The sequence below is a fragment of the Agrobacterium sp. CGMCC 11546 genome (assembly GCF_013365515.1).
Lineage (GTDB): Bacteria > Pseudomonadota > Alphaproteobacteria > Rhizobiales > Rhizobiaceae > Agrobacterium > Agrobacterium fabrum.
The window spans coordinates 1323528-1349075 of record NZ_CP047388.1 but is presented as its reverse complement, the minus strand read 5'-3'; the positions used below and the strand labels follow the sequence as shown (position 1 = coordinate 1349075).

At 59.0% G+C, this 25548-nt stretch carries 22 protein-coding genes; 12 read left to right on the top strand and 10 right to left on the bottom strand.

The features are described 5' to 3' along the window. Positions 1-9: 9 nt before the first annotated feature. Positions 10-750, bottom strand: a complete 741-nt coding sequence (locus tag GSF67_RS20795) for an SDR family NAD(P)-dependent oxidoreductase (protein WP_006315710.1) — start codon at positions 748-750, stop codon at positions 10-12. Positions 751-772: 22 nt separating this feature from the next. Beyond that, a complete protein-coding gene (locus GSF67_RS20790; RefSeq protein ID WP_006315708.1) occupies positions 773-1522 on the bottom strand; it encodes a GntR family transcriptional regulator in 750 nt (249 codons plus the stop codon). A 150-nt stretch (positions 1523-1672) separates the two neighbouring features. Here GSF67_RS20790 and GSF67_RS20785 point away from each other — a divergent pair, with 150 nt between their 5' ends. The 5 genes from GSF67_RS20785 to GSF67_RS20765 all read left to right on the top strand — a co-directional run bounded on the left by GSF67_RS20785 (position 1673) and on the right by GSF67_RS20765 (position 7291). Beyond that, positions 1673-2713 carry a sugar ABC transporter substrate-binding protein gene (locus tag GSF67_RS20785; RefSeq protein WP_006315706.1) on the top strand — a complete coding sequence of 347 codons (1041 nt, stop codon included), beginning with the start codon at positions 1673-1675 and terminating at the stop codon, positions 2711-2713. A 139-nt stretch (positions 2714-2852) separates the two neighbouring features. Then, entirely contained in the window at positions 2853-3893 is a 1041-nt protein-coding gene (locus GSF67_RS20780) for an ABC transporter permease (RefSeq protein WP_006315704.1), read from the top strand. 10 nt (positions 3894-3903) lie between these two features. Continuing rightward, the gene (locus GSF67_RS20775; protein ID WP_006315702.1) at positions 3904-4881 is read left to right on the top strand and encodes an ABC transporter permease; all 978 of its coding nucleotides are present in this window, start codon (positions 3904-3906) and stop codon (positions 4879-4881) included. A 4-nt stretch (positions 4882-4885) separates the two neighbouring features. Further along, positions 4886-6427 (top strand): sugar ABC transporter ATP-binding protein, encoded by a 1542-nt coding sequence (locus GSF67_RS20770; RefSeq protein WP_006315698.1) that lies wholly within the window; start codon positions 4886-4888, stop codon positions 6425-6427. Between the two features lie 348 nt (positions 6428-6775). After that, on the top strand, positions 6776-7291 hold the full coding sequence (locus GSF67_RS20765; protein WP_006315687.1) for a disulfide bond formation protein B: 516 nt from the start codon (positions 6776-6778) through the stop codon (positions 7289-7291). 30 nt (positions 7292-7321) lie between these two features. Here the strand turns inward: GSF67_RS20765 and GSF67_RS20760 are convergent, their stop codons facing one another. After that, a complete protein-coding gene (locus GSF67_RS20760) occupies positions 7322-7879 on the bottom strand; it encodes an HNH endonuclease (protein WP_006315684.1) in 558 nt (185 codons plus the stop codon). A 233-nt stretch (positions 7880-8112) separates the two neighbouring features. On the opposite strand from GSF67_RS20760, the gene GSF67_RS20755 reads away from it, so the two are divergent. The 3 genes from GSF67_RS20755 (at position 8113) to GSF67_RS20745 (ending at position 10162) form a co-directional block, all read left to right on the top strand. After that, positions 8113-8502, top strand: a complete 390-nt coding sequence (locus GSF67_RS20755) for a hypothetical protein (protein WP_006315682.1) — start codon at positions 8113-8115, stop codon at positions 8500-8502. A gap of 146 nt (positions 8503-8648) precedes the next feature. Beyond that, positions 8649-9251, top strand: a complete 603-nt coding sequence (locus tag GSF67_RS20750; RefSeq protein WP_006315681.1) for a transglutaminase-like cysteine peptidase — start codon at positions 8649-8651, stop codon at positions 9249-9251. A gap of 119 nt (positions 9252-9370) precedes the next feature. Beyond that, positions 9371-10162 carry a metallophosphoesterase family protein gene (locus GSF67_RS20745; protein ID WP_006315679.1) on the top strand — a complete coding sequence of 264 codons (792 nt, stop codon included), beginning with the start codon at positions 9371-9373 and terminating at the stop codon, positions 10160-10162. A gap of 14 nt (positions 10163-10176) precedes the next feature. Here the strand turns inward: GSF67_RS20745 and GSF67_RS20740 are convergent, their stop codons facing one another. After that, on the bottom strand, positions 10177-11871 hold the full coding sequence (locus GSF67_RS20740) for a dihydroxyacetone kinase family protein (RefSeq protein ID WP_006315677.1): 1695 nt from the start codon (positions 11869-11871) through the stop codon (positions 10177-10179). 326 nt (positions 11872-12197) lie between these two features. Between GSF67_RS20740 and GSF67_RS20735 the strand changes: the two genes are divergently transcribed. Further along, on the top strand, positions 12198-13451 hold the full coding sequence (locus tag GSF67_RS20735; RefSeq protein ID WP_006315676.1) for an arsenic transporter: 1254 nt from the start codon (positions 12198-12200) through the stop codon (positions 13449-13451). Between the two features lie 70 nt (positions 13452-13521). On the opposite strand, the gene GSF67_RS20730 is transcribed toward GSF67_RS20735, so the two are convergent. Then, the gene (locus GSF67_RS20730) at positions 13522-13857 is read right to left on the bottom strand and encodes a hypothetical protein (RefSeq protein ID WP_006315675.1); all 336 of its coding nucleotides are present in this window, start codon (positions 13855-13857) and stop codon (positions 13522-13524) included. A gap of 227 nt (positions 13858-14084) precedes the next feature. Here GSF67_RS20730 and GSF67_RS20725 point away from each other — a divergent pair, with 227 nt between their 5' ends. Then, positions 14085-16103: a hypothetical protein gene (locus GSF67_RS20725; protein WP_006315674.1), complete on the top strand. Its 2019-nt coding sequence runs from the start codon at positions 14085-14087 to the stop codon at positions 16101-16103. Positions 16104-16172: 69 nt separating this feature from the next. Here GSF67_RS20725 and GSF67_RS20720 read toward each other — a convergent pair whose 3' ends face one another. The 5 genes from GSF67_RS20720 to GSF67_RS20700 form a co-directional block, all read right to left on the bottom strand. Then, entirely contained in the window at positions 16173-16829 is a 657-nt protein-coding gene (locus GSF67_RS20720; protein WP_006315673.1) for a DUF2161 domain-containing phosphodiesterase, read from the bottom strand. A 140-nt stretch (positions 16830-16969) separates the two neighbouring features. Then, positions 16970-18196 carry a glycosyltransferase family 4 protein gene (locus tag GSF67_RS20715; protein ID WP_006315652.1) on the bottom strand — a complete coding sequence of 409 codons (1227 nt, stop codon included), beginning with the start codon at positions 18194-18196 and terminating at the stop codon, positions 16970-16972. Further along, positions 18193-19530 (bottom strand): polysaccharide pyruvyl transferase family protein, encoded by a 1338-nt coding sequence (locus GSF67_RS20710; protein WP_176072079.1) that lies wholly within the window; start codon positions 19528-19530, stop codon positions 18193-18195. Before GSF67_RS20710 ends, GSF67_RS20715 begins: the two co-directional genes overlap by 4 nt. Beyond that, a complete protein-coding gene (locus GSF67_RS20705) occupies positions 19523-21001 on the bottom strand; it encodes a lipopolysaccharide biosynthesis protein (RefSeq protein ID WP_006315649.1) in 1479 nt (492 codons plus the stop codon). Before GSF67_RS20705 ends, GSF67_RS20710 begins: the two co-directional genes overlap by 8 nt. Before the next feature lie 161 nt (positions 21002-21162). After that, entirely contained in the window at positions 21163-22398 is a 1236-nt protein-coding gene (locus GSF67_RS20700; protein WP_006315647.1) for a glycosyltransferase family 4 protein, read from the bottom strand. Between the two features lie 495 nt (positions 22399-22893). On the opposite strand from GSF67_RS20700, the gene GSF67_RS20695 reads away from it, so the two are divergent. Both GSF67_RS20695 and GSF67_RS20690 read left to right on the top strand, forming a co-directional pair. Next, entirely contained in the window at positions 22894-24222 is a 1329-nt protein-coding gene (locus tag GSF67_RS20695; RefSeq protein WP_006315645.1) for a hypothetical protein, read from the top strand. A 144-nt stretch (positions 24223-24366) separates the two neighbouring features. After that, positions 24367-25479 (top strand): acyltransferase, encoded by a 1113-nt coding sequence (locus GSF67_RS20690; RefSeq protein ID WP_035216475.1) that lies wholly within the window; start codon positions 24367-24369, stop codon positions 25477-25479. The last annotated feature ends 69 nt before the right edge of the window (positions 25480-25548 follow it).

Sequence of the window (25548 nt, the reverse complement as noted above, 5' to 3'; positions counted from 1 at the left end):
CTCCGTATCTCAGCCGAATTGCAGGCCACCATTCATGTCAACGACAGTGCCGGTCATGAAGCCGGACAGCGGCGAGGCAAGGAAACGCACCGCATGCGCGACCTCTTCCGGCTGGCAGAAACGGCCGACGGGAATGGCTGCAAGCTGGCGCTGACGATCTTCCTCCGACAATTGCTCCATGATCATCGGCGAAACCACATAGGCCGGCGCGACCGCATTGGCAGTGATGCCGAAGGAGGCGAGTTCACGGGCGGAGGAGTAGGTGAGGCCGACCAGTGCCGATTTCGAGACCGAATAGGCCGTACCCGCCGTCAGTCCGCCGGATTTCCAGGCGTAGGAGGAGATGTTGATCAGTCGCCCCCAGCGGTTTTCCTTCATGGCGGGAACGACGGCCTGCGTCAGCAGCAGCGCGGCATCGAGATTGACGGCCATCAGCCTGTGCCATTCTTCGAGCGTGGTCGCGGCCAGCTTGTGCGGAGACAGCACACCGGCATTGTTGACGAGAATGTCGATGACCTTGAAACGGCCGGCTATATCCCTCATGACGGCCTGTAGCGCCGCCGCATCACCGAGATCGACGGCGATAGGATCGCAGGCACCGCCAAAGCCCTCCGCGAGTGCCGTCACAGCCTCGATATCGCGATCGAAGGCGATCACCCTCGCCCCTTGCGCCACCAGCGCCGCAACCACGGCGCGGCCGATGCCGCCGCACGCACCCGTCACGAGCGCGGCCTTGTGTTTCAGTTCCATTCTGTCTCCTCCACGTCCATTATCAAATGGACAAATGCTTGCGCTCTTCTTCGGGCAGCTGTTCGTAGATCACGAAAACCATATCCAGATGTGTCACCAGCGCCTTTTCCGCGCCGTCGGCATCGCCCTGATCGAGGGCGTCGACGACCGCCAGATGCTCCTCGATCACGGCGGGCAGGCGCTCGGGTTTCGCCCAATAACGATGGAACCGCGACAGCGTCACCTTGGCGGCAAGGATTGCCTGCCAGACGCCCTCGCGGCCGGAAAACGTGCCGAGCAGCCGGTGAAACGCCTCGTCCGCATGGAAAAAGCCATTGGCGTCATGGGCGGCGATCACCCTTTCCTGTTCGGCGATGACATCGCGCATCGTGCGGCTCATCTCCTTCGTCCATTTCGGCGCAACCTCGCGCAGCAGCGCCACTTCGAGCGAACGGCGGATAAAATGGCTGTCCTGAATTTCACCGAGCCTGATCGGCGCAACGAAGCTGCCGAGTTGCGGATACACGTCCACAAGACCCTCTTCCGAGAGGCGCTGGATCGCGGCGCGCACCGGCGTGCGCGAAACGGAAAACTGACGGCAGATCGAGTTCTCGCTGATCGGCGCACCGGGCGCCAGGCGGACCTCGACAATCGCCTGACGCAGCGCCGCATGCACCTGATCGGCGACCGGACCATAACGATTGACCACAAGCTCCACGCTTTCGATTCCGGAGCCGGCAACCTCTTGATGACCGCCGCGCCCAATGAAACCTGCATTGGTGTTTTTCGTCATGAACGCTCCCCTTCAAAAGGCCGCCGTGAAAATCTCATTGCTACTTGGATACAAGTATACTAGTGTCCATGGCGCTTACGCAAGTCGGCTGTTGGGAGAAAGAGCGATTAAGGGAGGTTCCAGTCGCTTTTTAAAGAAACAGGCCGTTTCATGGAGGAGAAAAACATGACGCATTTCATGCGCAGCCTCGTCGCTGCCGCAATCATCGGCGCTGGAGCCTGCGGTGTTGCGCAGGCGGCGGACGACACCAAGGTCGCCCTCGTTCCGGGCGGTCCGCACCCCTATTTCGCCGCGTGGGAACAGGCCGGCAAGGACGCCGCCAAGGATTTCGGTCTGGCTGGCGCCGACTATAAGGTGCCGCAGAAATGGGAACTGGCGCAGCAGAACCAGCTTCTCGAAAGCCTTCTGAGCCAGGGTTATAACGGCTTCCTGATTTTCCCCGGCGATCCCGTCGGCGCGGTCTCCACGGCCGAGGAACTGACCGGTAACGGCGCGAACGTGATTGCCGGCGCCGGCTGCTTCAAAGACCCCTCACCCGCCGCCTTCTGCCTCGGCACCGACACCGGCAATTCGGCCTATCTCGGCACCAAGGAGCTCATTAAGGCAATGGGAAGTGGCAAAAAACGCATCGCCCATTTCACCGGCTTCCTTGTCGACCCCAACACCCAACTTCGCATCGATGCCGTGAAGAAGGCGGCTGATGAAGCAGGCGCCGAGGTCGTTCAGGTCATCGCCGATATCGACGCGCCGGAGCCGGCCGAAGAAAAGATCAATGCCTACCTCGCCGCTCACGCCTCGGAAGTGGACGGCATCGTCACCACGGCCTGGGTTCCAGCAGTTGTCGCCTCCAACGCGCTGCGTAAGATCGGCGACAAGCGCATTCACATGGTCGGCATCGACCACGACGAAGTGGTGCTGAAGGCGATCAAGGACGGTTTCGTTGATGGCACGATGCTGCAGAACCCCTATGGCCAGGGTTATGTCGGCTCCTTCGCTTTGAGCAAATTGCAGTCCGGCTGCAAGGTGAAGGCCGATGCACCGTTCAAATCCAACGCGCTGACGACCAAGTTCATCGATTCCGGCACCGCCTATGTCGATGCCAGCAAGGTCGACAACTACGTTGATGCCATGCGCGCCGAGACCAAAAAGCTGCTCGCAAACTTCGATACGACGTATCTGAGCTGCAACTAAGCAAGCCCTTTGCGGTTGCCGGGCGGCTGACGACCACGCCCGGCAACCAGCTCCGCCGGAAAAACGTCTTCCGGCGGTAGCATCACGTTGAGGCCACCCGGAGAGGTGCCTCAGGCCGAACCAATACCGGAACAGTTTCATGACCGTGAACGATAGTTTGCTCACAAAAGGCGTGCAGGAGGCCGAGGAACGAATGGGGTCCAGCCTTTCGCAGGGCCGTTTTTTCCTGACCAATGAATTCGGCCTCATCCTGCTGATCGTCGTCTTCGCCGTCATTTTCGGCGTGGCGGCCGGCGGCTTCCTTTCGCCTTTCAACCTGTTCACGCTCGGCCGAAGTGCTGCGATCAACATCATGATCGGCCTATCGATGATGGCGGTGATCGTGACCGGCGGCCTCAACCTTGCCGTTGGCGCGATCGGCGTGTCGGCGGCCATGGCCTGCGGTTATCTCATCGAGGTGCTTGGCGTGCCCTGGCCGCTCGCGCTCATCGGCGGCCTCGCCACAGGCGCAGCGCTCGGCTTCATCAACGGCTGGACCGTCATCCGTACGGGATTACACAGCTTCATCATCACACTCGCAACCATGAGCATCTTTTTCGGGGTGATGATCTTCCTGACGCGGGCCGAGGCCTATCGCGGCCTGCCGCCGATCTTTGCCGCCTTCGGAAAGATGAAGCTTGCGACATATTTTTCGCCGCTGCTTCTCGTCACGCTCGTAACCGCCCTTGCACTTTCCTTTCTCTACCGGCGCACGGTTCTCGGCCGAGAAATGCTGGCGTCAGGTGCGCGACCGGAAGCAGCGGAACTATCAGGCATCCGTGTCGACCGCATCTTCATCGCCTGTCACGTGCTGTCGGGCCTGCTTGCCGCACTTGCCGCCCTGATGCTGGTGACGCGCACGGGCGCGGCCATTCCTTCCATGGCAGGCCAACTTGGGCAGGACTGGCTTTTGCCCGCGTTTCTGGGGCCCGTCCTCGGTGGCACGCTGTTGCAGGGCGGCAAGGTTTCGGTGCTCGGCACATGCCTCGGCGCACTTCTGGTCACCATGCTGACCAGCGGCCTGCTGCTGCTCCAGCTCGGTGAATTCTGGGTCCAGACATTTCTCGGCCTGCTGCTGTTGCTGGCGGTTTTGATGGACAAGGCGCGGCGAAGCTATCTCGCCCGGCGCAATCTGGCTTGAGGACTGGACGATGGCAACCGACAACACCCTTCTACGCCTTGCCAGAACCGACTGGTTCGGCCCCCTGCTGGTCACCGTGCTCGCCATCGTGCTGATCCGTGGCTTCAGCCCCAACTTCCTGTCGTCTTTCAACATCCAGATTTTGCTTCTGGCCATCTCGGTCAATGCGCTCATCGCCTTTTCGCAGATGATCATCATCGCCATCGGCCAGATGAACCTTTCCGTGGGTGCGATCGGCGGCCTTGCGGCAATTTCCTTTGCGGGGCTGATGCAGGTCTGGGGGCTTCCGGCACCGGTGGCTGCCATCGCCGCAGTGCTGATCGGCATTGTCTGCGGCATGCTCAACGGCCTGCTGATCGCCATCACCGGCATATCCGCCTTCGTCATCACGCTGGCGACACTGTCGATCTACAAGGGCATCAACCTCGGCATCACCCGGGCGGAGCCTTTCTATGGCATACCCGAATCGGTGAAAGACTTCGGTTCGGCCCTCATTGTCGGGCCCGTGCCATGGCTTGCTGCCCCGACCATCATCGTCGCATTCGCCCTGTGGTTCATGCTGCGACGCCAGCCGATAGGCCGCTTCATCCTTGCCATCGGCGGCAACAGCCATGCGGCGGAGCTTTCCGGCATTTCGGTGCGCATGACGGTGATCGTGGCGCATGGCATTTCCGGCTTTCTGGCATCGGTTGCAGGCATCCTGCTCGTCTCCCGCCTGCAGATCGGCCAGCCTTCCATCGGTGACGACTGGCTCATCCTCTCCTTTGCCGCCCCCGTCATCGGCGGCGCGGTACTGGCGGGCGGCCATGTCAGCGTCGGGGCCACCCTGCTCGGCGTCGTCATCGTGGCCATCATCACGCAGGCGCTGGTGCTGTTCTCCATCGATCCGTTCCTCGTGCAGGTGGTGCTGGGCGCGATGATCCTCGCCGCCGTCGGCATCAACCGCCTGCGCGAAACGCATCTCGGCAAAAAGACAGGGAAGGCCTGACATCATGGACAAGCAACCCGTTTTTCAGGCACGAAACGTCGAAAAAGTATTTCCAGGCGTTCGGGCGCTCAAGGGCGTCAATCTTTCGCTGCAACCCGGCTCGATCCACGCCCTGCTTGGGGAAAACGGTGCCGGCAAATCGACCCTGATCAAGGTCGTCACGGGTGTCCATCACCAAAGCAGCGGCCAGATCCTTGTTGATGGGCAGGCCGTGCGTTTCAGCAATCCGCGCGAGGCGATTGCCCGCGGCATTGGTGTCGTCCATCAGGAACGCAACCTCATTCCGCGCTTTTCGATTGCCGAGAATATCCACATGGAAAAGCTCGGGGCGCATTATCTCAAACCCATCGACTACGCCGCGCTGAACCGCGATGCGCGCCGCTGGCTTGAGGCGCTCAATCTGGAAATCGATCCGGCAACGCCAGTATCGGAGCTTTCCGTCGCGCAGATGCAGCTCGTGGAAATCGCCAAGGCGCTTTCCCTGCAAAGCCGTGTGCTGCTCCTCGACGAGCCGACGACATCCTTGACGCCGAGCGAAACGGACAATCTCTTCCGCATTCTACGGCGCCTGCGCGATGACGGCGCAAGCCTTGTCTTCGTCAGCCACAAGCTGGAAGAGGTTCTGGATATCTGCGACCGGGTCACGGTTCTGCGGGACGGCGAAAACGCCTGTGAAAGTCGGTCGATGGAAGGTCTCGGACGTCAGGATCTCGTGCGCCTGATGATCGGACGCGCCGAAAGCGGCGGCGGCTGGCGCAAACGCGCGGTCGAACACAATCCGATGGTGCTGGAACTTGAGGGCGTATCGACCGCGATCGGTCATGGCGATGTCAGTCTGTCCGTGCGCAAGGGCGAGATCGTCGGCCTTTACGGGCTGGTCGGCGCCGGGCGCACCGAACTTGCAAAATCGATCATGGGCAAATTCGCGGTCACCTCTGGCAACGTGCGTGTTTCGGGCCGGCCCGCCCGCATCCGCTCCGTTGCCGAAGCGATCCACGACTACGGCGTGGGTTATGTCAGCGAAGACCGCAAGGGCGATGGCCTCATTCTCCAGCACTCGGTTCTTGCCAATGCGGGCGTTCCCATCTGGCGCAAACTCTCGAATACGTTCGGCGTGCTTTCGGATGGGCGCATCCGGGCGGCGGTAACGCCTTTCCTGAAAAAGCTGGAGGTGAAGACACCAAGCCTCAGCCAGACGGTCGGCAATCTGTCCGGCGGCAACCAGCAAAAAATCAGTGTCGCCAAATGGCTCGCCGCCGATGTCAAACTGCTGATCGTCGACGAACCCTCCGTCGGCATCGACATCAAGACCAAGGCCTATCTGCATGATCTGCTGCGCGAGCTGGCAGATAACGGCACCGCCATTCTCGTCATTACCAGCGACATGCCGGAAATGGTGGCGCTGGCCGATCGCATCGTCGTGATGGACCAATACAGGGTGAAAGGTGTCGTGGAGAACAATGGCCTCTATGCCGATATGAGCCACGACATCATGGCTCTCATCCATCACTCTGAAGAGAGCGAAGCCCGCCTCCACCAGGCATAGGTCTCACCACTCCGAGCTTCCGCCTGCCCGAATGCTGATGGCATGTCTCATCATTGCAAGGTGAGACTGCCTTCGAGCGGCGAAAGCGGCCATGACTTTTTCCCGGCGACTGCGGTGCCGTGAAGGCGCATGTCTGGCCTGGAGTGCGATTTTGCCGTCGGCGCACTCACGAAACTTTGCTTGTTCATCCCGCCAACATTGCCGGGCTTTCATTTGCCAGACGCAGCGGACTGGATTAGACGAATCCCGTTACACCGTGGAACCGGCGACTTAATTTCGCCATCACGCCCGCCTTTTTGAAAGCCCGTCCGGGATATCTGCTTCTTTGCGAAGTTTGAGGAAAACAACATGGCCAATGCGACCACCGCCGACAATAGCCGCACGCTCGCCGCTCTCGGCGTCACGGCGGGAATGATCTTCACCGTCGGCTCCGCCCTCGGTTTCCAGCATATTGGCGGTTATACGCCCTGCGCGCTCTGCCTGTTGCAGCGCGATCCCTATTATTACGCGATTCCGCTGGGCATATTGGCCATTGCGACCAGCATCTTCAAACTGCCGACCCAGATCACCCGCCTACTTCTTGCCCTGATCGGCGTGGCGATGCTGATCGGCGCCGGGCTTGGCGTCTATCATGCCGGCGTGGAATGGGGTTTCTGGGCAGGCCCGATCACCTGCGCGACCGGGGCTCCTTCCATCACCACCAATGCCGGCGATCTCCTGGGCAATTTGAACGCCATCAAGGCACCCTCCTGCAACGACGCCGCATTGCGGGTGCTCGGCCTTTCCTTTGCGGGCTGGAATGTCATCGCAAGCATCGCACTTGCGGCAGTCGCCTTTTTTGGCGCGAGCCGTAAAAGCCGGTAAGCGGAAAAACCGCGTCGCAGTCCTGAAGGATCAGGGCTGCAGTTCGGTATCCCAGTAAAGATAGTCCATCCAGCTTTCGTGCAGATAGTTGGGCGGGAACAACCGTCCGTTATTGTGCAGATCCTGAACCGTTGGCTGGAAGGGCTTCTGCGCCGGGAACATGCCCGCCTGCTTGGGAAGCTTGCTGCCTTTTCTAAGGTTGCAGGGAGAGCACGCCGCCACGACATTGTGCCACGTCGTTTCACCGCCATGCGCGCGGGGAATGACATGGTCGAAGGTCAATTCGTCCCGCGTACCGCAATACTGGCATTCGAACTTGTCCCGAAGGAAAACGTTGAAGCGTGTGAAGGCAGGGTTGCGGATGGGCTGCACATAGGTCTTGAGGCTGACGACACTCGGCAGCCGCATGGAAAAGCTGGGGGACGACACCGCGTGATCATATTCTGCAATGATGTTCACACGGTCTAGAAAGACAGCCTTGATCGCGTCCTGCCAGGACCATAACGACAAGGGGTAGTAACTCAGTGGCCTGTAGTCTGCGTTCAGAACGAGCGCCGGCAGGGCCTGTGGTGAAACTGCAATCGTCAAGGGCTTCTCCTGATCGATTCGGCATCTGCACCTGTATATTAGGTCCGTTGTTACAGGATTGTGAAGCCTATAAATGCAGCGGCAAAGAGCTTAATTTTTAAGCCCGGGAAAGGCCGTTTTCGCATTCCTGAAGACCGGGCGACGCCGTCGCCATGTGCATCTCTGGTCCATGCGGCAGGACGGCGATTCGGCCAGACACAAATCCTTCTCACGGCGGACGCAATATCGGTGGTATGATGACCTTCAACGAGAAACCAATGCGCGCCCGCCGTGGCAAATGTGCGGCGGCGGCGGCCATCATTCCTTCTTTGGAGGAAACGCTCATGATGTTGCGCATGCGGCAAGCGGCGATATTGCGGGGCAGCCTGGCGGCGGGGACGCTCGCCGTCGTGATCGGCCTGGCGGTGGGTTCTCATGCCCAACAATACCAGAATTTCGAAGTGACGCCGGATGGGCGCGGCGGTGCACAGGGAGCCATCGGCGGACGCAATTTCGAGGTTGAGCGAAATTACGACCGGCCGCCGGCGGGCGGTGCCCCACCCGAGACACGGCGCGACCTGAGGCAGGCCGTCCCGCAACAGACCTGTATCGTCGACAGCGAGGGCCGAACGCGCTGCAAGTGAGCGCCGGCTCCTTCTTATCGCTGTTTTCAGCCCGCCGTGAGAAAATCGGATTTCGTTAAAATGCAATCCATCGACTTAAACGGCCTGCAAGAATGGGCCGCTATGATGCCAGGCACAAGAGAAGACAATTGTGCAGGGGCAAGGACATGGCGAAGAAAAAAATCCGTCTGGCAAAGATTTTTGCCGTCGCTGCCGGCGTGGCGGCAAGCATTGCGACAACGGCATCGGCCGTACCGCTTGGCCTCGCCCAGAAGCCGGGCGGCGCTCGACCCGGCCAGTTCATGCCGACAAGCCGCCCGACCATCGCGCCCATTGCCTTTGCGAAATTCTGCGACAGCGCCGCCGACCAATGTGTCCGGATCGGCGATGGCGACATGGTGGAGCTGACAAAACAGAAGCGCATGGAACTCCAGCGCGTCAACGCCGAGATCAACACATCGATCATTTACGCCAGCGAGCAGGACGGCGAAGACGACTGGAAGCTGAACCCGGCAAGCGGCGACTGCGATGATTTCGCGGTGACCAAGCGGCAGCGCCTCCTGCGCGCCGGCTGGCCCTCGGGCGCGTTGCGCATCGCAACGGCGCGCACGACGGATGGCATCGGCCATGCCGTCCTGGTCGTCAGCACCAGCCAGGGCGATCTCGTGCTCGATAACCGCACCAATGTCGTCAAACCTTGGAAAGCGGTCGATCTGAAATGGATCAAGATCCAGTCGCACGAGAACCCGCGTATATGGCTGAAACTCTAGACCGCCGGATCCATGCTTGTAGGCTTCATTCAAGGAGGCTACGACGTAGCCTAGGCGCAGGATGAGACAGCCGTTTTCAACGCTCTTGACCTTGTGCGGGAGAGACAGTATCGGCAGCTATGCCCAAGGTATTCAACTGGATTCGCGGTCGTAAGCAACCAGCCCCCCGCGACGACCGGAGGCGGCGCAGAATAGACCTTGGCGACAAGCCGCCCACCTTCCCCATTTACGCCATTGGCGACGTGCACGGCAGCCTCGACCTGCTCTTGCAGGCGGAGCGGAAAATCCTTGCCGATCTGGAGCCCGACCCCTCCCCCGCGCTGGTCGTCCTGCTGGGTGATTATGTCGATCGCGGGCGCGATTCCCGCGGCGTTCTCGAACATCTGCTGCAAGCGCCGCCCGCGCCGCTTCGCCGTATCGCCCTTTGCGGCAACCATGAGCAGCTCTTCCACGACTTTCTCGAAAATCCGCAGGAAAACATGCACTGGCTGGATTTTGGCGGCCGCCAGACGCTTCTGTCTTACGGGGTCGATATCGACTATTTCATGCACAAGGGCCGTCTCAGGCAGCAGCCATTCAGGGACGCGCTGCTCGGCGCAATCCCGCAGCCCCACCGCCAGCTTTTATCCAGCCTGCCCGTCTATGCCCGCATTGGCTCCTATATCTTCGTGCATGCTGGCTTCAGACCGGGATTGCCGCTGGATGCGCAGACCGATGAGGACATGCTCTGGATCCGTGAGCCTTTCCTTTCGCAGGGAGCCGGACTCGACCTCCTCGTCGTTCACGGGCACACGCCAGTGGAGCAACCGGAGACCGGCCCGCAGCGCATCGGCATCGACACCGGCGCTTATACCACGGGCAGGCTCACCATTCTCAGGCTCTCGGATGCAGGCCTGCACCTGATCGGCTGAGCCCGGTCAGACTTTCACGAGATCTCAGCCTCGATAGCTTTGAGCCAGATGCCAACGGCGACCGCGCCCCCATCGGGATGGCCGACGGCCCGCTCACCGAGGTAACTTGCGCGCCCGAGCCGTGGCTTCATGGACGCTGTCGCCTCTGCGCCCACCTCGCCCGCCGCCACCGCGGATTGCCAGGCTTCTTCTGCCGAAGCGCCTGTCACAAGCTTGTCCCTGAAGGTTTTCGCTGCCGGATAAAGCGCATCGATCATCGTGCGATCGCCCGGTTTCGCACCGCCAAGTTCCGAGACCGCCGCAACAGCCGCCACGAATGCTTCCGCCATCTGCTGGGCCGCTGGCTCATCGATCCCTGCCAGCTGTCGCGAAGCGCGCATGAGGCCTGTCGCATAGAACGGCCCCGAGCTTCCGCCGATGGCCTTGCGCATCGCATTGGCCATCGCCATCAATCCATCGGAGACGTCGCCGAAACTCTCTTTCGGCAGCGCAAGGATCGCCTCGCCGCCACGCACCATGCTGGCGCCGAGGTCGCCGTCACCTGCAACGCTATCGAGTTGCGTCAGCCTGGGCTCCGCAGCGATCAGGGCTCTCGCGGACCGTTCCGCGCCCGAACGAAGCCGCTCGCCGGCCGCCGTCATCTTGTTTGTCGCAACCACGGTCTTTTCGGCGTTTGCCGAAGGCAGAACCCGCTTGCGGTTCACCGCACCGCCGCGCGGCCATGCGCCAGCCTCGGTTGGCGCGTCGATGAGGCTGAGCGCTGCGTCGTCAACCTGCATGACCGACAACGAAAACCCGGGCATATCGAGGGCTGAAAGGAAGGTGCCGGCCCAGGCACGTTCCACGACGATGCCTTTCGCCTCCAGCCGCGCGACTGCCGACCGTGCGACGATGGCGAGTTCCATCGGCGGCGTTGCCCCCAGGCCGTTGACCAGCAGAGCGACGCGATTGCCGCCGGCGAGCTTGCCGTCGGCTTCGATCGTTTCGATCACCAGCTGCACGAGCGCGTCAGCCGAGGCAATGGGCATCCGCTGCACGCCCTGCTCGCCATGGATACCGAGCCCGACTTCGATTTCGGTCTCGCCAAGCACGAAGCCCGGCTTGCCGACAGCCGGCAGCGTGCAGGATCCCAGCGAGACACCCATGGAAGATAGCTTGGCGGCAGCGTCCCGGGCGATGCGGGCCACCTCTTGAAGAGGAAGGCCCTTTTCCGCTGCGGCCCCCGCGAGCTTGTGCACGAGCACCGTCCCCGCAATCCCGCGGCGGCGCTCGGCGGGAACCGTATCCTTCAAGGCAACGTCGTCGGCGACGACAACGATCTCGACAGGGATTCCTTCGGCCCTCGCCAGCTCCGCCGCCAAGCCGAAATTCAGCCGGTCGCCGGTATAGTTCTTGACGATGACCAGCGCACCGGCAGGGCCGGCCGCGGCCCTGATGCCGGCGAGAACCGCGTCGGTGCTCGGCGAAGTGAAGACATCGCCCGCCACCGCAACCGTCAACATGCCCGTGCCGACATAACCGGCGTGGGCCGGCTCATGTCCGCTGCCACCGCCCGAAAGCACTGCAACCTTGCGCTTTTCCGCTTCAGGCAGGCCGGACCTTATGACCACGTTCTCATCCTGAAGCAGAATGGTTTCGGGGCTGAGCGCCACGATGCCCTCCAGCATGTCCCGGACAACGGTGGATGGATCGTTGATGAGCTTCTTCATGCCTTACTCCTCGATGCAGTGCGTCAGCTGGCGGGCGGTACCGGCATTTGCTCAAGCTGGAAAACGCAGATGCCGTTTAAACAGTGAACAAGCACGATCTCCCTGCCGATTGCAACCGCTGGACATGCATGGAGAAGCCTCAAGCGCGGAACAGTACCAGTGTGTAATTGTCTGCAGACTTCTGGTCAGCCAGCCTCCAACATTGTATAGGACGCCGGTGATCTCCCTTCTTCTCGACAGGCCTCCCGGTCGCGAAGAACAATACTGAAATAACAGGACGCAACCCGCCACCTGATCAACCTCAACAACCAGCATCAAGGAAACACATGAGCGCTGCGTATTATACGTCGGCCATTGCGGTCGCGACTGCGGCAGGGGTAGTTATCAGGCCGTTCCGGTGGCCCGAGGCCGTATGGGCAGTCGCCGGAGCGCTGCTGATCCTCGCCCTGGGCATTCTGACGCCTGCGGAAGTCTGGTCGGGGGTGATCAAGGGTCTCGACGTCTACCTGTTCCTGACCGGCATGATGCTGCTGTCAGAGCTTGCCCGGCGCGAGGGCCTGTTCGACTGGGTCGCCGCCGTTGCGATCTCCTACGCCAGAGGATCGTCGCGGCGCCTGTTCGTGCTGATCTACCTGATCGGCGTCATCGTGACCGCGCTTCTCTCCAACGACGCAACCGCCGTTGTCCTGACGCCTGCCGTTTATGCGGCATGCCGCGCTGCCAGGGTCAAGGATCCGCTTCCTTACCTTTATATCTGCGCCTTCATTGCCAATGCGGCGAGTTTCGTGCTGCCGATCTCCAATCCGGCCAACCTCGTCATTTTCGCGGGCGGCGAGATGCCGCCGTTGTCCCGCTGGCTGGACACCTTCCTGCTTCCGTCGATTGCGGCAATCATTGTCACCTTTCTCGCGCTTTACTGGTCGCAGCGGCGTGTTCTGGCGGAAGACACCGTCGCGGATCGGGTGGAACGCCCGACCCTCAGCCTGCCGGCAAAACTGGCGGGCGTCGGCCTGCTGGCAACCGCCGCCGTGCTGCTGTCTGCCTCTGCATTCCACATGGATCTCGGCCTTCCGACCTTCCTCGCCGGCGTGATCACGACCATCCTCGTTCTTGCCATCGTGCGGCAGAACCCGGTGGAGATCATCAAGGATGTGAGCTGGGGGGTGCTGCCGCTCGTTGCGGGCCTGTTCGTCATCGTCGAAGCCGTCAGCCACACGGGCATCACCGCCGTCGTCGCCGAGCAGTTGAAGGCGCTGAGTATGCATTCCGAGGCACAGGCCATCGGGATCGGCGGCGTGGCAGTCGCGCTTTTTTCCAACCTCGTCAACAATCTGCCGGCTGGCCTCTTCGCCGCAAGTGCCGTTCAGGCTGCACAGGTACCGGACAATGTCACCGCCGCCATCCTGATCGGCGTCGATCTCGGACCGAACCTGTCTGTCACGGGGTCGCTTGCAACCATCCTGTGGCTTTCCGCGCTCCGCCGTGAAGGCCTGCATGTGAGCGCGCTTGACTTCCTCAAACTGGGCGCTCTTGTCATGACACCGGCTTTGCTGGCGTCGCTAGCAACTTTGCTTCTCTGACACGCGCATGAGGACGTATTGAGAGTGACGTGAAGCGGCGCCGTTGCGCCGCTTCCGTTGTCCTATCGGATTATTCGTTGATCTTGTCGATCAGCTGCATGAGGATGTCCGAGCACGCCTTCATCGGCTCGTCATCGGCACATTTGACATCGATCTTGATGTCGCCCTGCTCAAGGCGGAAATGCGCGCCTTTCGAGGGAGGCGGCGGCGGCATATGGCCGCGTGGTCCGTCTTCACCGGGACCGGCATCCCTCGGACCGGGATGGGGCGGTGGTGGAGGCGGCGGCGGTGCATCTGGCCGGGCCATGCTATCCGCAGGACCGGGCGGCGGCGGTGGCGGCTGTTGGGCGACGGCGGTTCCCGCCGCGAGGAGTATCGCAGCGCCTGCAATGATCAGCTTTTTCATGAGGATGGGCCTCTTGAGTTGAACAACGCTGAGAAAACGGCCTCATGCGCGGTCAGTTGCCGACTGCAAAAAATAATTCTTGATTATTGGGGGCTGTGTCATGGGGCGCGACGGCCGTTAGAATTTACGCGAAATACGCGCCGGTTTTCCCTTAACAGCGGCTTGCGAAGCAACTTTTGCGTGCTTAAAAGGCGCATAGCTCATTTGGCGTCACAGAGGACGAATTCTTGGAACAGACAACTACCCAGACCGGCAAGGGCCGGCGCACGGCTCTATGGGCGGCGGTTGCGATCATTGCTGTTGCTGCAGCAGGTGTCGTGGGAGGCAAAAGCTTCTACCAGGCCAAGGTCAACGAACTCGTTGCCCGCAGCGGTGCCATGGCCGGTTCCGTGGAAGTCGATTTCCTCGGGAAAATCCACGTTCGCGATCTGACATTGCCGCTTGAAGACGGTAAAAACATCAAGATTGCGGCCATCGACGGACGTCCGAAATTGCCGTTCCTGGACGGCGCGCTGGACATGAATGACATCAATATCGATATGCCCGCCGGGAAAGTCTCGATGGCGCATGCGCGCGTCGAAAATGCCGCCTTTGAAAAACCCGCGGTAGCCGCCGATGGCAATGCCAATTCTCTGGCAAAGCGCATCGAGCGCTTCGGTGCATCGCGCATCTCCACGCCGGAATTGACCCTTACACAGTCCATCACGACCAGCGAGCAGAAAACCGTTTACAAGAACGTGGCTTTCTCTGATATCGCCGGCGGCCGGATCGCCCGTTATTCCATCGACAATGCCAACTTCGACATCCAGATGGATCTGCCGAACAACAGTGGCGCGATGGAAAAGAAGCATATGGTCGTGTCGACGGGCGCCATCGCCGGTCAGGATATCGACGTCGCTTATCTCGCCCGGCTCTATACCGACAAAGCCGGTCCGGAAGACAAGGATGCAAAACCTGTCTACGGTCCGCTGTCCGTCAGCACGATTTCGTTCTCGGAAGGTGATGGCCGTTTCAGCTACGACGAAATCCGCAGCGACGGCTTTACCGCCCGCTTGCCAGCCGAACCGCTTCTGGAAACCTTGAAAGCCCTTTCCGCGGACAAGAAGCCCGAGGAGCTGTCCCCGGAAGAACGCAAGGCCTATTTCAGGAAGATCATCTCTATTCTCGATATCGTCGGCAAGAGCAACATGCAGATGATCGGGTTCAAGATGGATGCGCCCGACGAAGGCGAAGGCGCGGCCGGCAAGAGGGTCAAGGCTACCATCGATCGTATCGACATACAGATGGACGGCCGCAAGCTCGATTTCGGTCTGAATGGCATGTCGGTCGGAAATGGCGACGACACGATCAAATTCGATGAGGCAAGCCTCAAGGGTTTTGACTGGACTTCGACGATCGAGGCAATTTCTGAGCTCGCCGGGCTCGACGATACGGAAATCGAGACCTTCCCGTTCAACCGTCTGATACCGGAACTGGGGACGGTCCGCGTCGGCGGCATCAATGTTGATGTGGCTGCGCCAGAAAAGTCGGACGAAGAGACGGACGACGAAACGAAAGGCACGCCGGAGCGCATCAAGTTCACGCTCAAGAACTTCGAGATGGGACTGACGAAGCCTTTCAACGGCATCCCGACGGATATCAAAATCCGGCAGGACGATCTTACCCTCCCCATACCGGCAGACTCGTCGGAGGAGGTTTTCGTTGAGGCACGCAAGCTGGGGATCGAATCGCTCGCCCTGTCTTATGGCCTCTCCGCAGGTTGGGACGAACCGAACAACAACCTGATGATCCGCGAAATCTTCTTCAGCGGCAAGGATATTGGCAGCGTCAATTTCTCCGGTCTGGCGAGCGGATTTACGGAAGAGTTCTTCTCCTTCGACATTGGTCGGGCCCAGGCCGCTCTCTTCGGGCTGGCCGGTCGCGAAGTGAAACTCACGATCAAGGACGAGGGTTTGATGGCCAAGGCGGTCAAGCTCTATGCCCTGCAGAACGACATGACCGAAGCAGAGGTTCGCGCCACCCTGACACTGGTGGCAAGTGCCCTGCTGCAGCAGGTCGCGGCTGAACAGCCGAAGCTGCAAAATGCGGTGGAGGCGCTCGGCCGCTTCATCAGCACCCCGGGAACGCTGACGGTTACGGTCAAGTCAACAGGTGCAAACGGCCTCGGCCTTCTGGATCTCGTTGCCGCCTCCGACAATCCGATGCTTCTGCTCGACAAGGTCGACATTCAGGCAACGGCAGAATAAGCCGCCGCCGTTCGACAAGACCCGGAAGGCCGAGAAGGCCTTCCGGTTTATGGAACGCGCAGTTTCGTATCAGGTTGCCGGTTGCGGCCATCTCTGCAGGGCTTCCTGCCCCGCCTCGGTCAGGCCATAGACCCCCCGATCGAGCCGTTCGAACCAGCCATAGACATTCGCAAGCAGAATTTTGCCCGCGTCCGGTACGCTGGACCGGATCTGACGCACGCGCAGTGGGCCAGACACCAGTGCGACCGCACAGCCGAGAGCCTGCTGGCGGTAGGCGGTCATGATCGGTGCGCGTGTGCTGCCGCCCACCGCCGGATCGCCGCGCCGCCTCTGGTGTTCGCGCATGAGCCGGGAGCGCCGTTTCGGATTGGTGCGCGGCATGGGGGTCACGGAGCCGACGAGAATGCTGACATCGCCGGTATCGGAAATACCGAGCATGCCGATCCCGAGCCTGCGGCAGAGATCCCGGTAGCGTTTGTCGGCCTCACGGCCCCTGCCCTTGGCCGAAACCCGCGCCGCGATCCAGACCTCGTCTGCGATAGCTGCGCGATCAACGGCCTGCAGGATTAGTTCCAGATTAAAGCTCAGTTTCAACTCGCAGATCACGACAACAGACGGGTCATCGTCGCTGAGGCCAACGAGGTCGCAACCACCAACTTCACCCTTGACGGTGTAACCAGCGTTTTCGAGAAAGCCTTTGACGGGCAGATAAAGCGACGTTTCCATATACCAGCGGGTTCAAGTGACGATCCGGCCCCTGAATACATCGATCCGCCCACCGAGAACAACCCTCGGTGCGCCCGTCATGGCATCACCGATTATCAGTCCCCTCGGCGGGGACGACGTCCAACGGGAAAACTCATACCTTATCCGGGCTTCCTGCCGGTCAGAATATCATCAAGGACCGCCATCTGCCGACGATTCCACTCAATGGCGTCCTCGAAGGCCTTGTTTCCCAGTTCCTGCCGTTGATCCCGGCTCGCGGCCAGCTGCAGGATCGCATCGGCGAAAGCCTGATGGTCGTCATCGCCGACAATGACCACGCCGCGCTGGTATCGGTCCGAAAGTCCCCTCGCGCCTGTCCGGGTGCTGATCGTGGGAACCCCTGCGGCGAGAGCGTCGAGCAATTTTATGTTGATACCCGTTCCAAGCGTGATGGGATTGATCGAAAGAGGCGCACGGGTGAAGGCGTCCTTCAGATGATCGACACGGCCGAGTTTGACAACACCCTCCCTATCCCCGATCTTGCCACATATACTGCCAGCCACGACCAGGCGAATATCCGGCCGTGTCGCCCTGACGATCGGCAGCACGTTGTCAAGGAAGCCCGTCAGGGAAATGATGTTGGCGTCATTGCTGGAACCAAGAAACAGGAAGTCGCTCGAACTGAGGTCTTCCACTCTTCCGTCAAGATCGAGAATATGGCTGACGGTTGCAACAGCCGGTGGCTCTTTGCCCAGCCGCTGCCTGAACGTCCGCTCCTCCTCTTCCTGGATGGCGATCACCACATCCGCACGGCGGAAAGCCTTGCATTCCATCTTCGGCGGAACCGAAAACCAATAGCCGTATTTGTTGGCGGTGTTGATGAAGGCCTTATGTCGGTCCGCGAAGGAATCGTGGGTGTCGAGAATACGCAGCACCTCATCCGGCAAACCCAGAAATGCCCGCGAATGAAAGGCATATTCGACAATGACGGCATCAATGCCAAGCTGGCGCTGAATATCCCGCACCTGCCGGCCGATTTCCGGGTAATAGAACTCGTCGAGATAATTGTAGAAACCGCTATCGAGGCCGAGAAGCCGGTGGACTTTTCGGACCGCCCGAAAGGCGGTAAATCCAAATTCGAGGCTCATATCTTGATCAACGCGAGATTTAAGACCGCCCCGCTGACGGGAGACGAAATGCACGTATTGGGGCCCGAATTCCGCCTCATGGGCAGCGGAATCAAAATCGAGCACCATCGGCGTATCGATATAGACGAAATGAACCTCGTGACCGAGGCTACGAACAGCGCGTGTCAGCTGCAGAATACGGCTACGATTGCCTTCGGACGCGGGAACCGCCGGAATGGCTGAGACGAAAGCAATTTTCATGTGACTGATCGAGTAGTTTTTGAAAAGGTCTCGAAGACCTGAAAATTGCTTTTCGACATACGGAGGACGTCCGGCAATTTCGTTCGTACCTGTTCGCGACGCTCGTCCACCTTGTCAACGAATTCCATCAAAGCATTCCTGAGGCCCTCATCCGTATAAAAAGTCGAGGGGGACAGCAGGTCTGAGGAAGACAGAGAAAAATGCTGATATAGTCCTTCGAATTTTCCTTGGTAAGCAATGCATATGACAGGAACACCTTTGCCAAGTCCTGCTATAGCAAGATGCATTCTACCGCTGACAATTCCATCAAGCTGTCCTGCGACCCCCTTGAGAACAGTCGCCGGCCACTCTCCTTCCAGATATCTAACCCTATCCTCAAGTGAAGGGAGCACCAGGTCCGCAATCGCCTGAAGACAAGACTGATCGCCAAAACCGTCCCGGTAATCATGTGGAATAAGCAGCCAGCAAACCGGCCGCGCGTCAGCCACGTACCGAAGCGCCTCCGCACCGCGCTTGATGATCGTTTCAATTTGACTGCGATCCGCATTCTTGAACAGCATGGGATGCAGGTTAAAACCCATCACCCTGTATCCTTCAGCGCGCTTTCGCGCGATCCAGGACCTGGTATCCGCATCGGCCTCAGATGCAATCAGACTAAAGGCCGAATCGGCAACCAGCGCAGCATTCGTTTTTGCAAACAATTTCAGGCGACCGAATGAAACCGGGTCACGCACATTGATCGACACACCTGGATGAAGCGCGCTGTAAAACAGCGCTAAAGAAGGATGTGGCGTTTCATTGAAACTGAAACCGAGGATGACATTTTTTATACCGACGGCGGCTGCCAAGTCGGCACTTGCCAAAAGTTTTGCCGTAACCAATGGATGATAATAGCCATCCATCACATCGGCCCCAATCACGACGACGCAATCATACCGCCTTGCCTCGAACTGATTGCAAAGCGCTGCGATAAAATCGACGTCTCCAAAGATATCGACGGGATTGAATCCTCTCTGCCGCACAAGTTCCGAAGCATGAGTGCCCTCGAGAAGGACATCGATATCAACATCGGGGTTCCTTTCGCGCGCATGTTGGACAGTCGCGGTAATCATGGCATCATCACCAATCGAGCCGAAAACGGAAAAAGGATCGCAGGCTACGATCAATATCCGATTTAGGTGTTCCCCACCGCTTTCAATTTTTATATCGCGTTTCCGCTGCTGCAAAGCATCAAAGAAACGGCGAATTGCAATCTCTTCGTTGCGGCCTTCGTTGAACCTCACCCATTCGCGATGCAGTGGAGCTGGAAGTATCTTTTTTATAAGCTTACGCATTCGCTTCCTTTCGTGGGAGCATCTTGCTGGTCACGAACAGAAGGGCCGCCTGAGCCTGCCTGCGCGCCACAAGCGCCATGAGCGAAAAATATGTAACGACGAAGATGAATCCGAGCATCAGGCCCGCCATAAAATCGCCGAGGCCAAAGCTCGCGACTTCGGGGCGCATCAACTCCACCACGAAAAAACTGACACCATTTGAGACGAAACTCGGCAGAAGCAGGAGAATTATTCGACGAAGCGGAACATTCAGTTCCCGAGAGACATAAAAAAACGTGAAGGGCGTGGAGGCGAGTTGCCCCAGGACATAGATCACGACGAGTTCGCCGATACTGTGTGTCGGGATAAGGAGGATCATGAGGATCGTCGAAACCGACTTGACTGTGCCGGCTATCAACACCTTATTCGGGCTGCCGCGCGCGGAAAGAAACGGACCGTTTTGAAACTGCACGCATTGCAAGGCCCCAAGCACCAGCAGCGGTCGCGCAATCTCATCCGCCCCCTGCCACGCCAGTCCGAAGAGGACGCGGCAAATCTCTGGCGCTAACGCGGCGAAGAGCACGAATGCAGGGGTGGAGACAATGGCTGATATCCCAATCAACTGTTTGTAAAGTTCCGCCATGCGCTCACGCTCATGCGATATGCGGGAAAGCACTGTAAGCGAGACATCATACAGAGCCGACTGAAGCAACTGCATAAGAATTTGATAAAGCCGGCTGCCTACGGTGTAGAGCCCGAAAGCCGCCACGCCGTAACGTCCTAGAATGATAAAATCGATCAGTCGGGTCGAAGCAAACTCGACGCTGCGTAAGCTCAACGCCGATGAGCCGAAGCGAAACAGTTGGATAAAGCTGCGGAGATTGAGCGTGGTGCCTGGCAGCCAATGTGGTTTTCGCCAGAGCCAGATCAGCGTGACGGTGGTTGCGACATAGGTCTGAACCACTAGGCTCCACACACCCAGGCCCATGATTGCGAAAGCAATCGCCACGCCGCCACCAACGATGTTCGAAATGAAGGTTCGGATCGCCAGCGGTTTGAAAGCGAGTGCGCGGCGATAATTCACTTCCTGAAACAGCGAAGCCGTGTTCAGCGGCAGCAATATGCAGATCGCCACGATGATCGGCGCCAGCCCCTCGACCTCGAACCAGCGTTCCAGTTCCGACGAAAATACGCAGACGGTTATGGCCAGCAGCGTCGCAACCGCAACCGAGGCGTAAAATGGCAGGTTGACGTCACTAGGCTCCAGATCGCGCTTCTGCACGATCGCATCACCGAAGCCGAATTCAGATATCATCTGGATCAGCATCAGCACCAGCCCGGCGGTCGCGACCATGCCGTAATCGGTGGGGCTGAGGAAACGGGCAAGGACGATGAAGAGGATGGAGGTGAAAAGCTTGCCGCCCCAGTTCTGGACGATGGACCAGAAAACGCCAGTTAGGGCAGCGTTGCCTATCGAATGTTGCTCCGCCATCAACCCACCGCCTGAAAGGCCGGTCGCGGCAGGGCGACGACTTCAGCGGCAGAAACACGACCGAAGTCCGGCATGGGGAAACGGACGGCGCCGATATTGCCTTCTACCATGTGCTTTCTCCTTGGAAGAAACGCTTGCAACGGACCGGGTCCGTTGCCGGTCTAGGATGCGCGTAAGGTTCGGCCTTCCCTGCTTTTCGCCAGCACGTCCTCATAAAGTTTCACGTAATTTTCGCCGACGCGCCGCGAGGTCGATTCCTCAACGATGTTTCCGAAATCGGCCTCCGTCGGCAGCTCCTCGCGCGACAGCGTCAAAACACGGCGGATACGGTCCGCAAGCTCGGCAACGTTGCCCGGCTCGAACAGCCAGTCATGGTTCGTCTCGCCTATCAGTTCGGGAATACCACCCGAAGCCGCACCGATGACGGGCACGCCCATGGCATAGGCCTCGTAGATGGTGCGCGGCGAAGGCTCGGCCCAGAAGGAAGGGACGATAAGCACATCGATCTTTTCGAAAAACTCCTTCGGCTTTGCCCAGCCGACGAATTCGATCGGCAGATCGCCGGCCTGAGCCGTGAAACGCTCGATGGAATCATCCATGGCATGGCCGGCGACCAGACAGCGCCAGTTGCCGTGGCCGATTTCCTTGAAAGCATCGACCATGTTGCCGACGCCTTTTTCGGTGTTGATACGGCCGATGTAACCGAAGGTCAGCGGCCGGCCTGTGCGGTCGATCTGCCGGCGTGCGACAGGGTCGCCGCCCGGAACCGTGCAGGAATAAAAGATGACGCGGCGCAGGCTTTCCGGAATGTGATGGAAAAGCCCGTGATTGACATGTGTCTTGAGGATTTCGGTGCCCACGCTTGCCACCGCGCTGATGGAACGCTGCGTGAATTTCTTGAAGAAATTCACCACCTGACAGCCGAGATGGATATGCTCGCAGGGCTTGCCGCCCTTAAACATGGCGGCATTGCCGCAGAGAAGATCATATTCGCAGATTGTATGAACAATCGGAATACCGCGCTTTTGCGCCGCCCGCCACACCAGCGTCGTCACATCCAGCAGCGAATGGGTATTGAGAACATCAGGCTTGAAATCGTCGAGAACGGCCTCGAACTGCTTTTCGACGTCGAAATTCCACTGCTGCTTGAGCTTCTGCATACGCCGCTGCTGCGGCGAATATTGCGGCCAGTCCTCAAGCCAGAAATCATTGTTATGGAACATGCGGTAAACGGTGACGCCATTGCGCACCGTTTTCGGCTCGGCCTGCCGCTCGATACAGGCGGCGCCGACCGTGTGGCCCATGGAAACGAGTTCCTCGGCGAGATGTTCGACCGAGCGTTCGCATCCACCAACGATATGCGGCGGATAAAGGCTGCTAAGATGGAGAATTTTCATGCGGATACGCTCTATTTTCCTTCATCGAAAATGTATGGCGTCCATCCCGGCTCGTTTGTCTCCCCGTAATGCTGGAGACCAGTGAGATATCCGTAAAAAATACAGGAACCGGAGCGGATCTAATGTTTGAAAATATGAATTACCAAAATCTACTTTTCAAAAAGCACGGGAACCGGCGGCATTTCAAGTGATTTTTTTCGCGGCGCGGTAAAAGTCATGCGGTGTTGCGAAAAGAACCTCTCCCGTGTTACCGTTTTTAACGGTTTTAAATGTCGGCGAAGGGAAGCAATAGGCTTCATCATCGTCGATAATGCTATTCTGATCGATAATATTTATTTTATTTCAAAGACATGGATTTTGGAGCGTCTGCAGACGCCAGAAACATCAAGCACATTCTGATATCGACATGTGAGGTGGCGTCATTGCCATTGAGACGGCTATGTCGATCGGATGATGCCTGCCCCGTATTTTTTCCGTGCCAGTCGGGAGACGCCTATGAATGGAAAACAGCCGATCGCCCTGGGCAGCCTGACACGGCGCAGCCTGCTTTCAGCCGCCCCCCTTGCATTGGTCGCCGCCTCGGGTCTGCGGGCCGTTTCCGCGAGGGCCCAGACGGTTGCATCCGCCACCACCGACGCCTTTCTGAACAGTGTTGGCGTATGCGGCCACTTCACCCGCCCCAACGGGGTCTATACGGAACAGTTCGAACGGATCATGCCGGAGTTCGAAGCACTGGGCGTGCAGCATCTTCGGGATGACGGCCTTATTACGCCGAAAGACAAACGCAACAGTCCGGTCTTCCAGAGGCTGCGCCGGATCGTGGCATCGAATATTCGCCTTACCATCATCTGTTACGACAATCTCAACCCCTATGTCTCGACGCCGCTCGACAGGCTCGCGGATTTTTACGCCTGGTGTGACGGAGGGATCAATATTTTCGAGGGCAGCAATGAACCGAACCTGACGAAGGATCCGCAAAATGCCCCGCCCATTTCGGCAGAGCATCAGGCGGCCCTTTACAACGCAGTCCATTCGAATCCGCAACTCAGCGCAGTGCCCGTCGCAGCACCAAGCTATGTCTTGACGCACAGAGCACTGGCATTGGATCTGAAGGATGCCTGCGACTATGGCAATATTCATCCCTATGCCGGGATGGAACATCCCGAAACCACCGGTCCGGGTGCACTCTCCAAATCCATCGCCGCCTCGGCGCATATAGCGGCCGGCAAGCCGGTGCTGGCCACGGAAATGGGCTACCACACCTCGCTGCAGACGAAGACCTTCCATTTTCCCGTTACCGAAGGCATCAAGGCGCGGTACATGCCGCGCATGCTGCTCTGGAGTTTCATCAGCGGCATCCGCCGGTCTTATATTTATGAACTGGTTTCAAGCTTCGCCGCCGATGCGACGAACCCGGAATCCTCCTTCGGCCTCCTGCGTCATGACCTGAGCCGCACCCCTGCTTATGAGGCCGTTCGTGGCCTTCTTTCGCTCTGCAAGGCAAACCGCCAGACCACATCTGTGGAACGAGAGGTTGCCTTTCTCGATGCCGACGCCCAAAGACTGTCCATGCCCCTCACGAGGCGGGATGGCGCTTTGCTCGTGCCGGTCTGGCTTGCCGTTTCAGGCTGGCAATGGCCCGCCCGGATCGAAAACCCGCCTGCGGAACGGGTTGCAGCATTTTCAGTGGCCGGCCAGCATAGCCGCGTTGTCGCACACCGCTTCCTTGATGACGGTTCGGTGAGCCAGCAGACGATTGCACCGGAGGGTGGACAATACCGGCTTTCTGTCAGCGATCAGCTCACGGTTCTGGAAGTTTTCTGAATGGTGCGGAGGAAATGCCGCATCGCAAAATTGTGTGTATCGCGCCCGCCTGTGGCGTGTTAGCTTGACCGAATAATGAACTTCGGCTCCGCGAAAGCGGGTGCAATATATTACCAAATATATCTTTATTTTTATAGATTGACGATGATGAAAAACTTTACGAAAGCGCCCGCAACCGGGGCGCAGCGTCTTGATGTTCTTCAGGTAATGCGCGCCGTGGCGGCCCTCATGATCGTCGCATTGCATGCGCAAGCAAACTGGAGTTTCACGCCGTTACCGATACAGATGTTGCGATTTGGCGCCGGCGTCGATCTTTTTTTTGTCATCTCCGGTTTCGTCATCGTGTATGCATCACAGCCATATTTTGCAGCTAGCGGCGGGTGCCGCGCTTTCCTCTTACGCCGATTTATCCGCATCGTTCCTCTTTATTGGTTTGTGCTCACTCTCAAGCTCATCGCCTTGGCAGGAACCGCCTTCGTGGGAATGAAGGCGTTTCCAACTCTGCAAGCGATCGTGACCTCCTATCTTTTCATTCCTTATGACAGCATGGGTTTTGGCGACGCCTATCCGTTTCCGCTGATCGATCTGGGCTGGACCCTGAATTACGAGATGTTTTTTTATCTCGTTTTCGCAGTGTTCATATTCCTGCCGCTGGAGCACGCCGTCTTCACGACAGCCGGCGTGCTGCTGGTGGCCGTACTGATCGGCTCTAGTGTCGATCTCGCCCTGCCCTTCAGTTTCTGGTTTCAGCCGATCATTCTCGAATTCGTCGCGGGAATGCTGATCGCCACGCTTTTCCTGCGGGGCGTGCGCCTGCCGCCCCTGCTCGGCATTGCCATGGCCCTATGCGGCCTCGCGATCTGGATGCTGACGGATCTGAACAGCATCGGCTTCCAGTGCAATCCCGGATGTTATTCGTTTTCGCGACTGCTGATCTTCGGTGGCGGCGCCATCCTGCTGATGGCGGCTGCTACCCTGACGCGAAATATCTCTCTGCCCCGCTTCGCACAGCCGCTGGCAAAGCTCGGCGATTCGTCCTACGCGCTTTATCTGTTGCACCCGTTTATTTTCAGGGGCTTCAAAACCGTGCTCGGCGGCGTCACCTTCCCGCCGGAATGGAGCAACCTCGTCTATCTCGTCATCGTCATCAGCACAGTCGCCATCGCCCACGCATTCCACGTCTTCGTCGAAACACCGGCCAATCTCTGGCTTCGTGACAGACTAATAACATCACCACGAAAAGTCGTCGTGTCCTGAAGAACGCAAGACAGGCGCGGGGCGGGCCGTTAACAATAGCTGAGGGTTTCCGCCGCGGTCTTATTTTAG

Coding starts and splice junctions, on each gene's coding strand:
- GSF67_RS20790 (WP_006315708.1), bottom strand. CDS start 1,522: ATGACGAAAAACACCAATGCAGGTTTCATTGGGCGCGGCGGTCATCAA.
- GSF67_RS20770 (WP_006315698.1), top strand. CDS start 4,886: ATGGACAAGCAACCCGTTTTTCAGGCACGAAACGTCGAAAAAGTATTT.
- GSF67_RS20750 (WP_006315681.1), top strand. CDS start 8,649: ATGGCGAAGAAAAAAATCCGTCTGGCAAAGATTTTTGCCGTCGCTGCC.
- GSF67_RS20710 (WP_176072079.1), bottom strand. CDS start 19,530: ATGCGTAAGCTTATAAAAAAGATACTTCCAGCTCCACTGCATCGCGAA.
- GSF67_RS20745 (WP_006315679.1), top strand. CDS start 9,371: ATGCCCAAGGTATTCAACTGGATTCGCGGTCGTAAGCAACCAGCCCCC.
- GSF67_RS20740 (WP_006315677.1), bottom strand. CDS start 11,871: ATGAAGAAGCTCATCAACGATCCATCCACCGTTGTCCGGGACATGCTG.
- GSF67_RS20690 (WP_035216475.1), top strand. CDS start 24,367: ATGATGAAAAACTTTACGAAAGCGCCCGCAACCGGGGCGCAGCGTCTT.
- GSF67_RS20720 (WP_006315673.1), bottom strand. CDS start 16,829: ATGGAAACGTCGCTTTATCTGCCCGTCAAAGGCTTTCTCGAAAACGCT.
- GSF67_RS20755 (WP_006315682.1), top strand. CDS start 8,113: ATGATGACCTTCAACGAGAAACCAATGCGCGCCCGCCGTGGCAAATGT.
- GSF67_RS20735 (WP_006315676.1), top strand. CDS start 12,198: ATGAGCGCTGCGTATTATACGTCGGCCATTGCGGTCGCGACTGCGGCA.
- GSF67_RS20715 (WP_006315652.1), bottom strand. CDS start 18,196: ATGAAAATTGCTTTCGTCTCAGCCATTCCGGCGGTTCCCGCGTCCGAA.
- GSF67_RS20700 (WP_006315647.1), bottom strand. CDS start 22,398: ATGAAAATTCTCCATCTTAGCAGCCTTTATCCGCCGCATATCGTTGGT.
- GSF67_RS20730 (WP_006315675.1), bottom strand. CDS start 13,857: ATGAAAAAGCTGATCATTGCAGGCGCTGCGATACTCCTCGCGGCGGGA.
- GSF67_RS20775 (WP_006315702.1), top strand. CDS start 3,904: ATGGCAACCGACAACACCCTTCTACGCCTTGCCAGAACCGACTGGTTC.
- GSF67_RS20765 (WP_006315687.1), top strand. CDS start 6,776: ATGGCCAATGCGACCACCGCCGACAATAGCCGCACGCTCGCCGCTCTC.
- GSF67_RS20705 (WP_006315649.1), bottom strand. CDS start 21,001: ATGGCGGAGCAACATTCGATAGGCAACGCTGCCCTAACTGGCGTTTTC.
- GSF67_RS20795 (WP_006315710.1), bottom strand. CDS start 750: ATGGAACTGAAACACAAGGCCGCGCTCGTGACGGGTGCGTGCGGCGGC.
- GSF67_RS20785 (WP_006315706.1), top strand. CDS start 1,673: ATGGAGGAGAAAAACATGACGCATTTCATGCGCAGCCTCGTCGCTGCC.
- GSF67_RS20780 (WP_006315704.1), top strand. CDS start 2,853: ATGACCGTGAACGATAGTTTGCTCACAAAAGGCGTGCAGGAGGCCGAG.
- GSF67_RS20695 (WP_006315645.1), top strand. CDS start 22,894: ATGAATGGAAAACAGCCGATCGCCCTGGGCAGCCTGACACGGCGCAGC.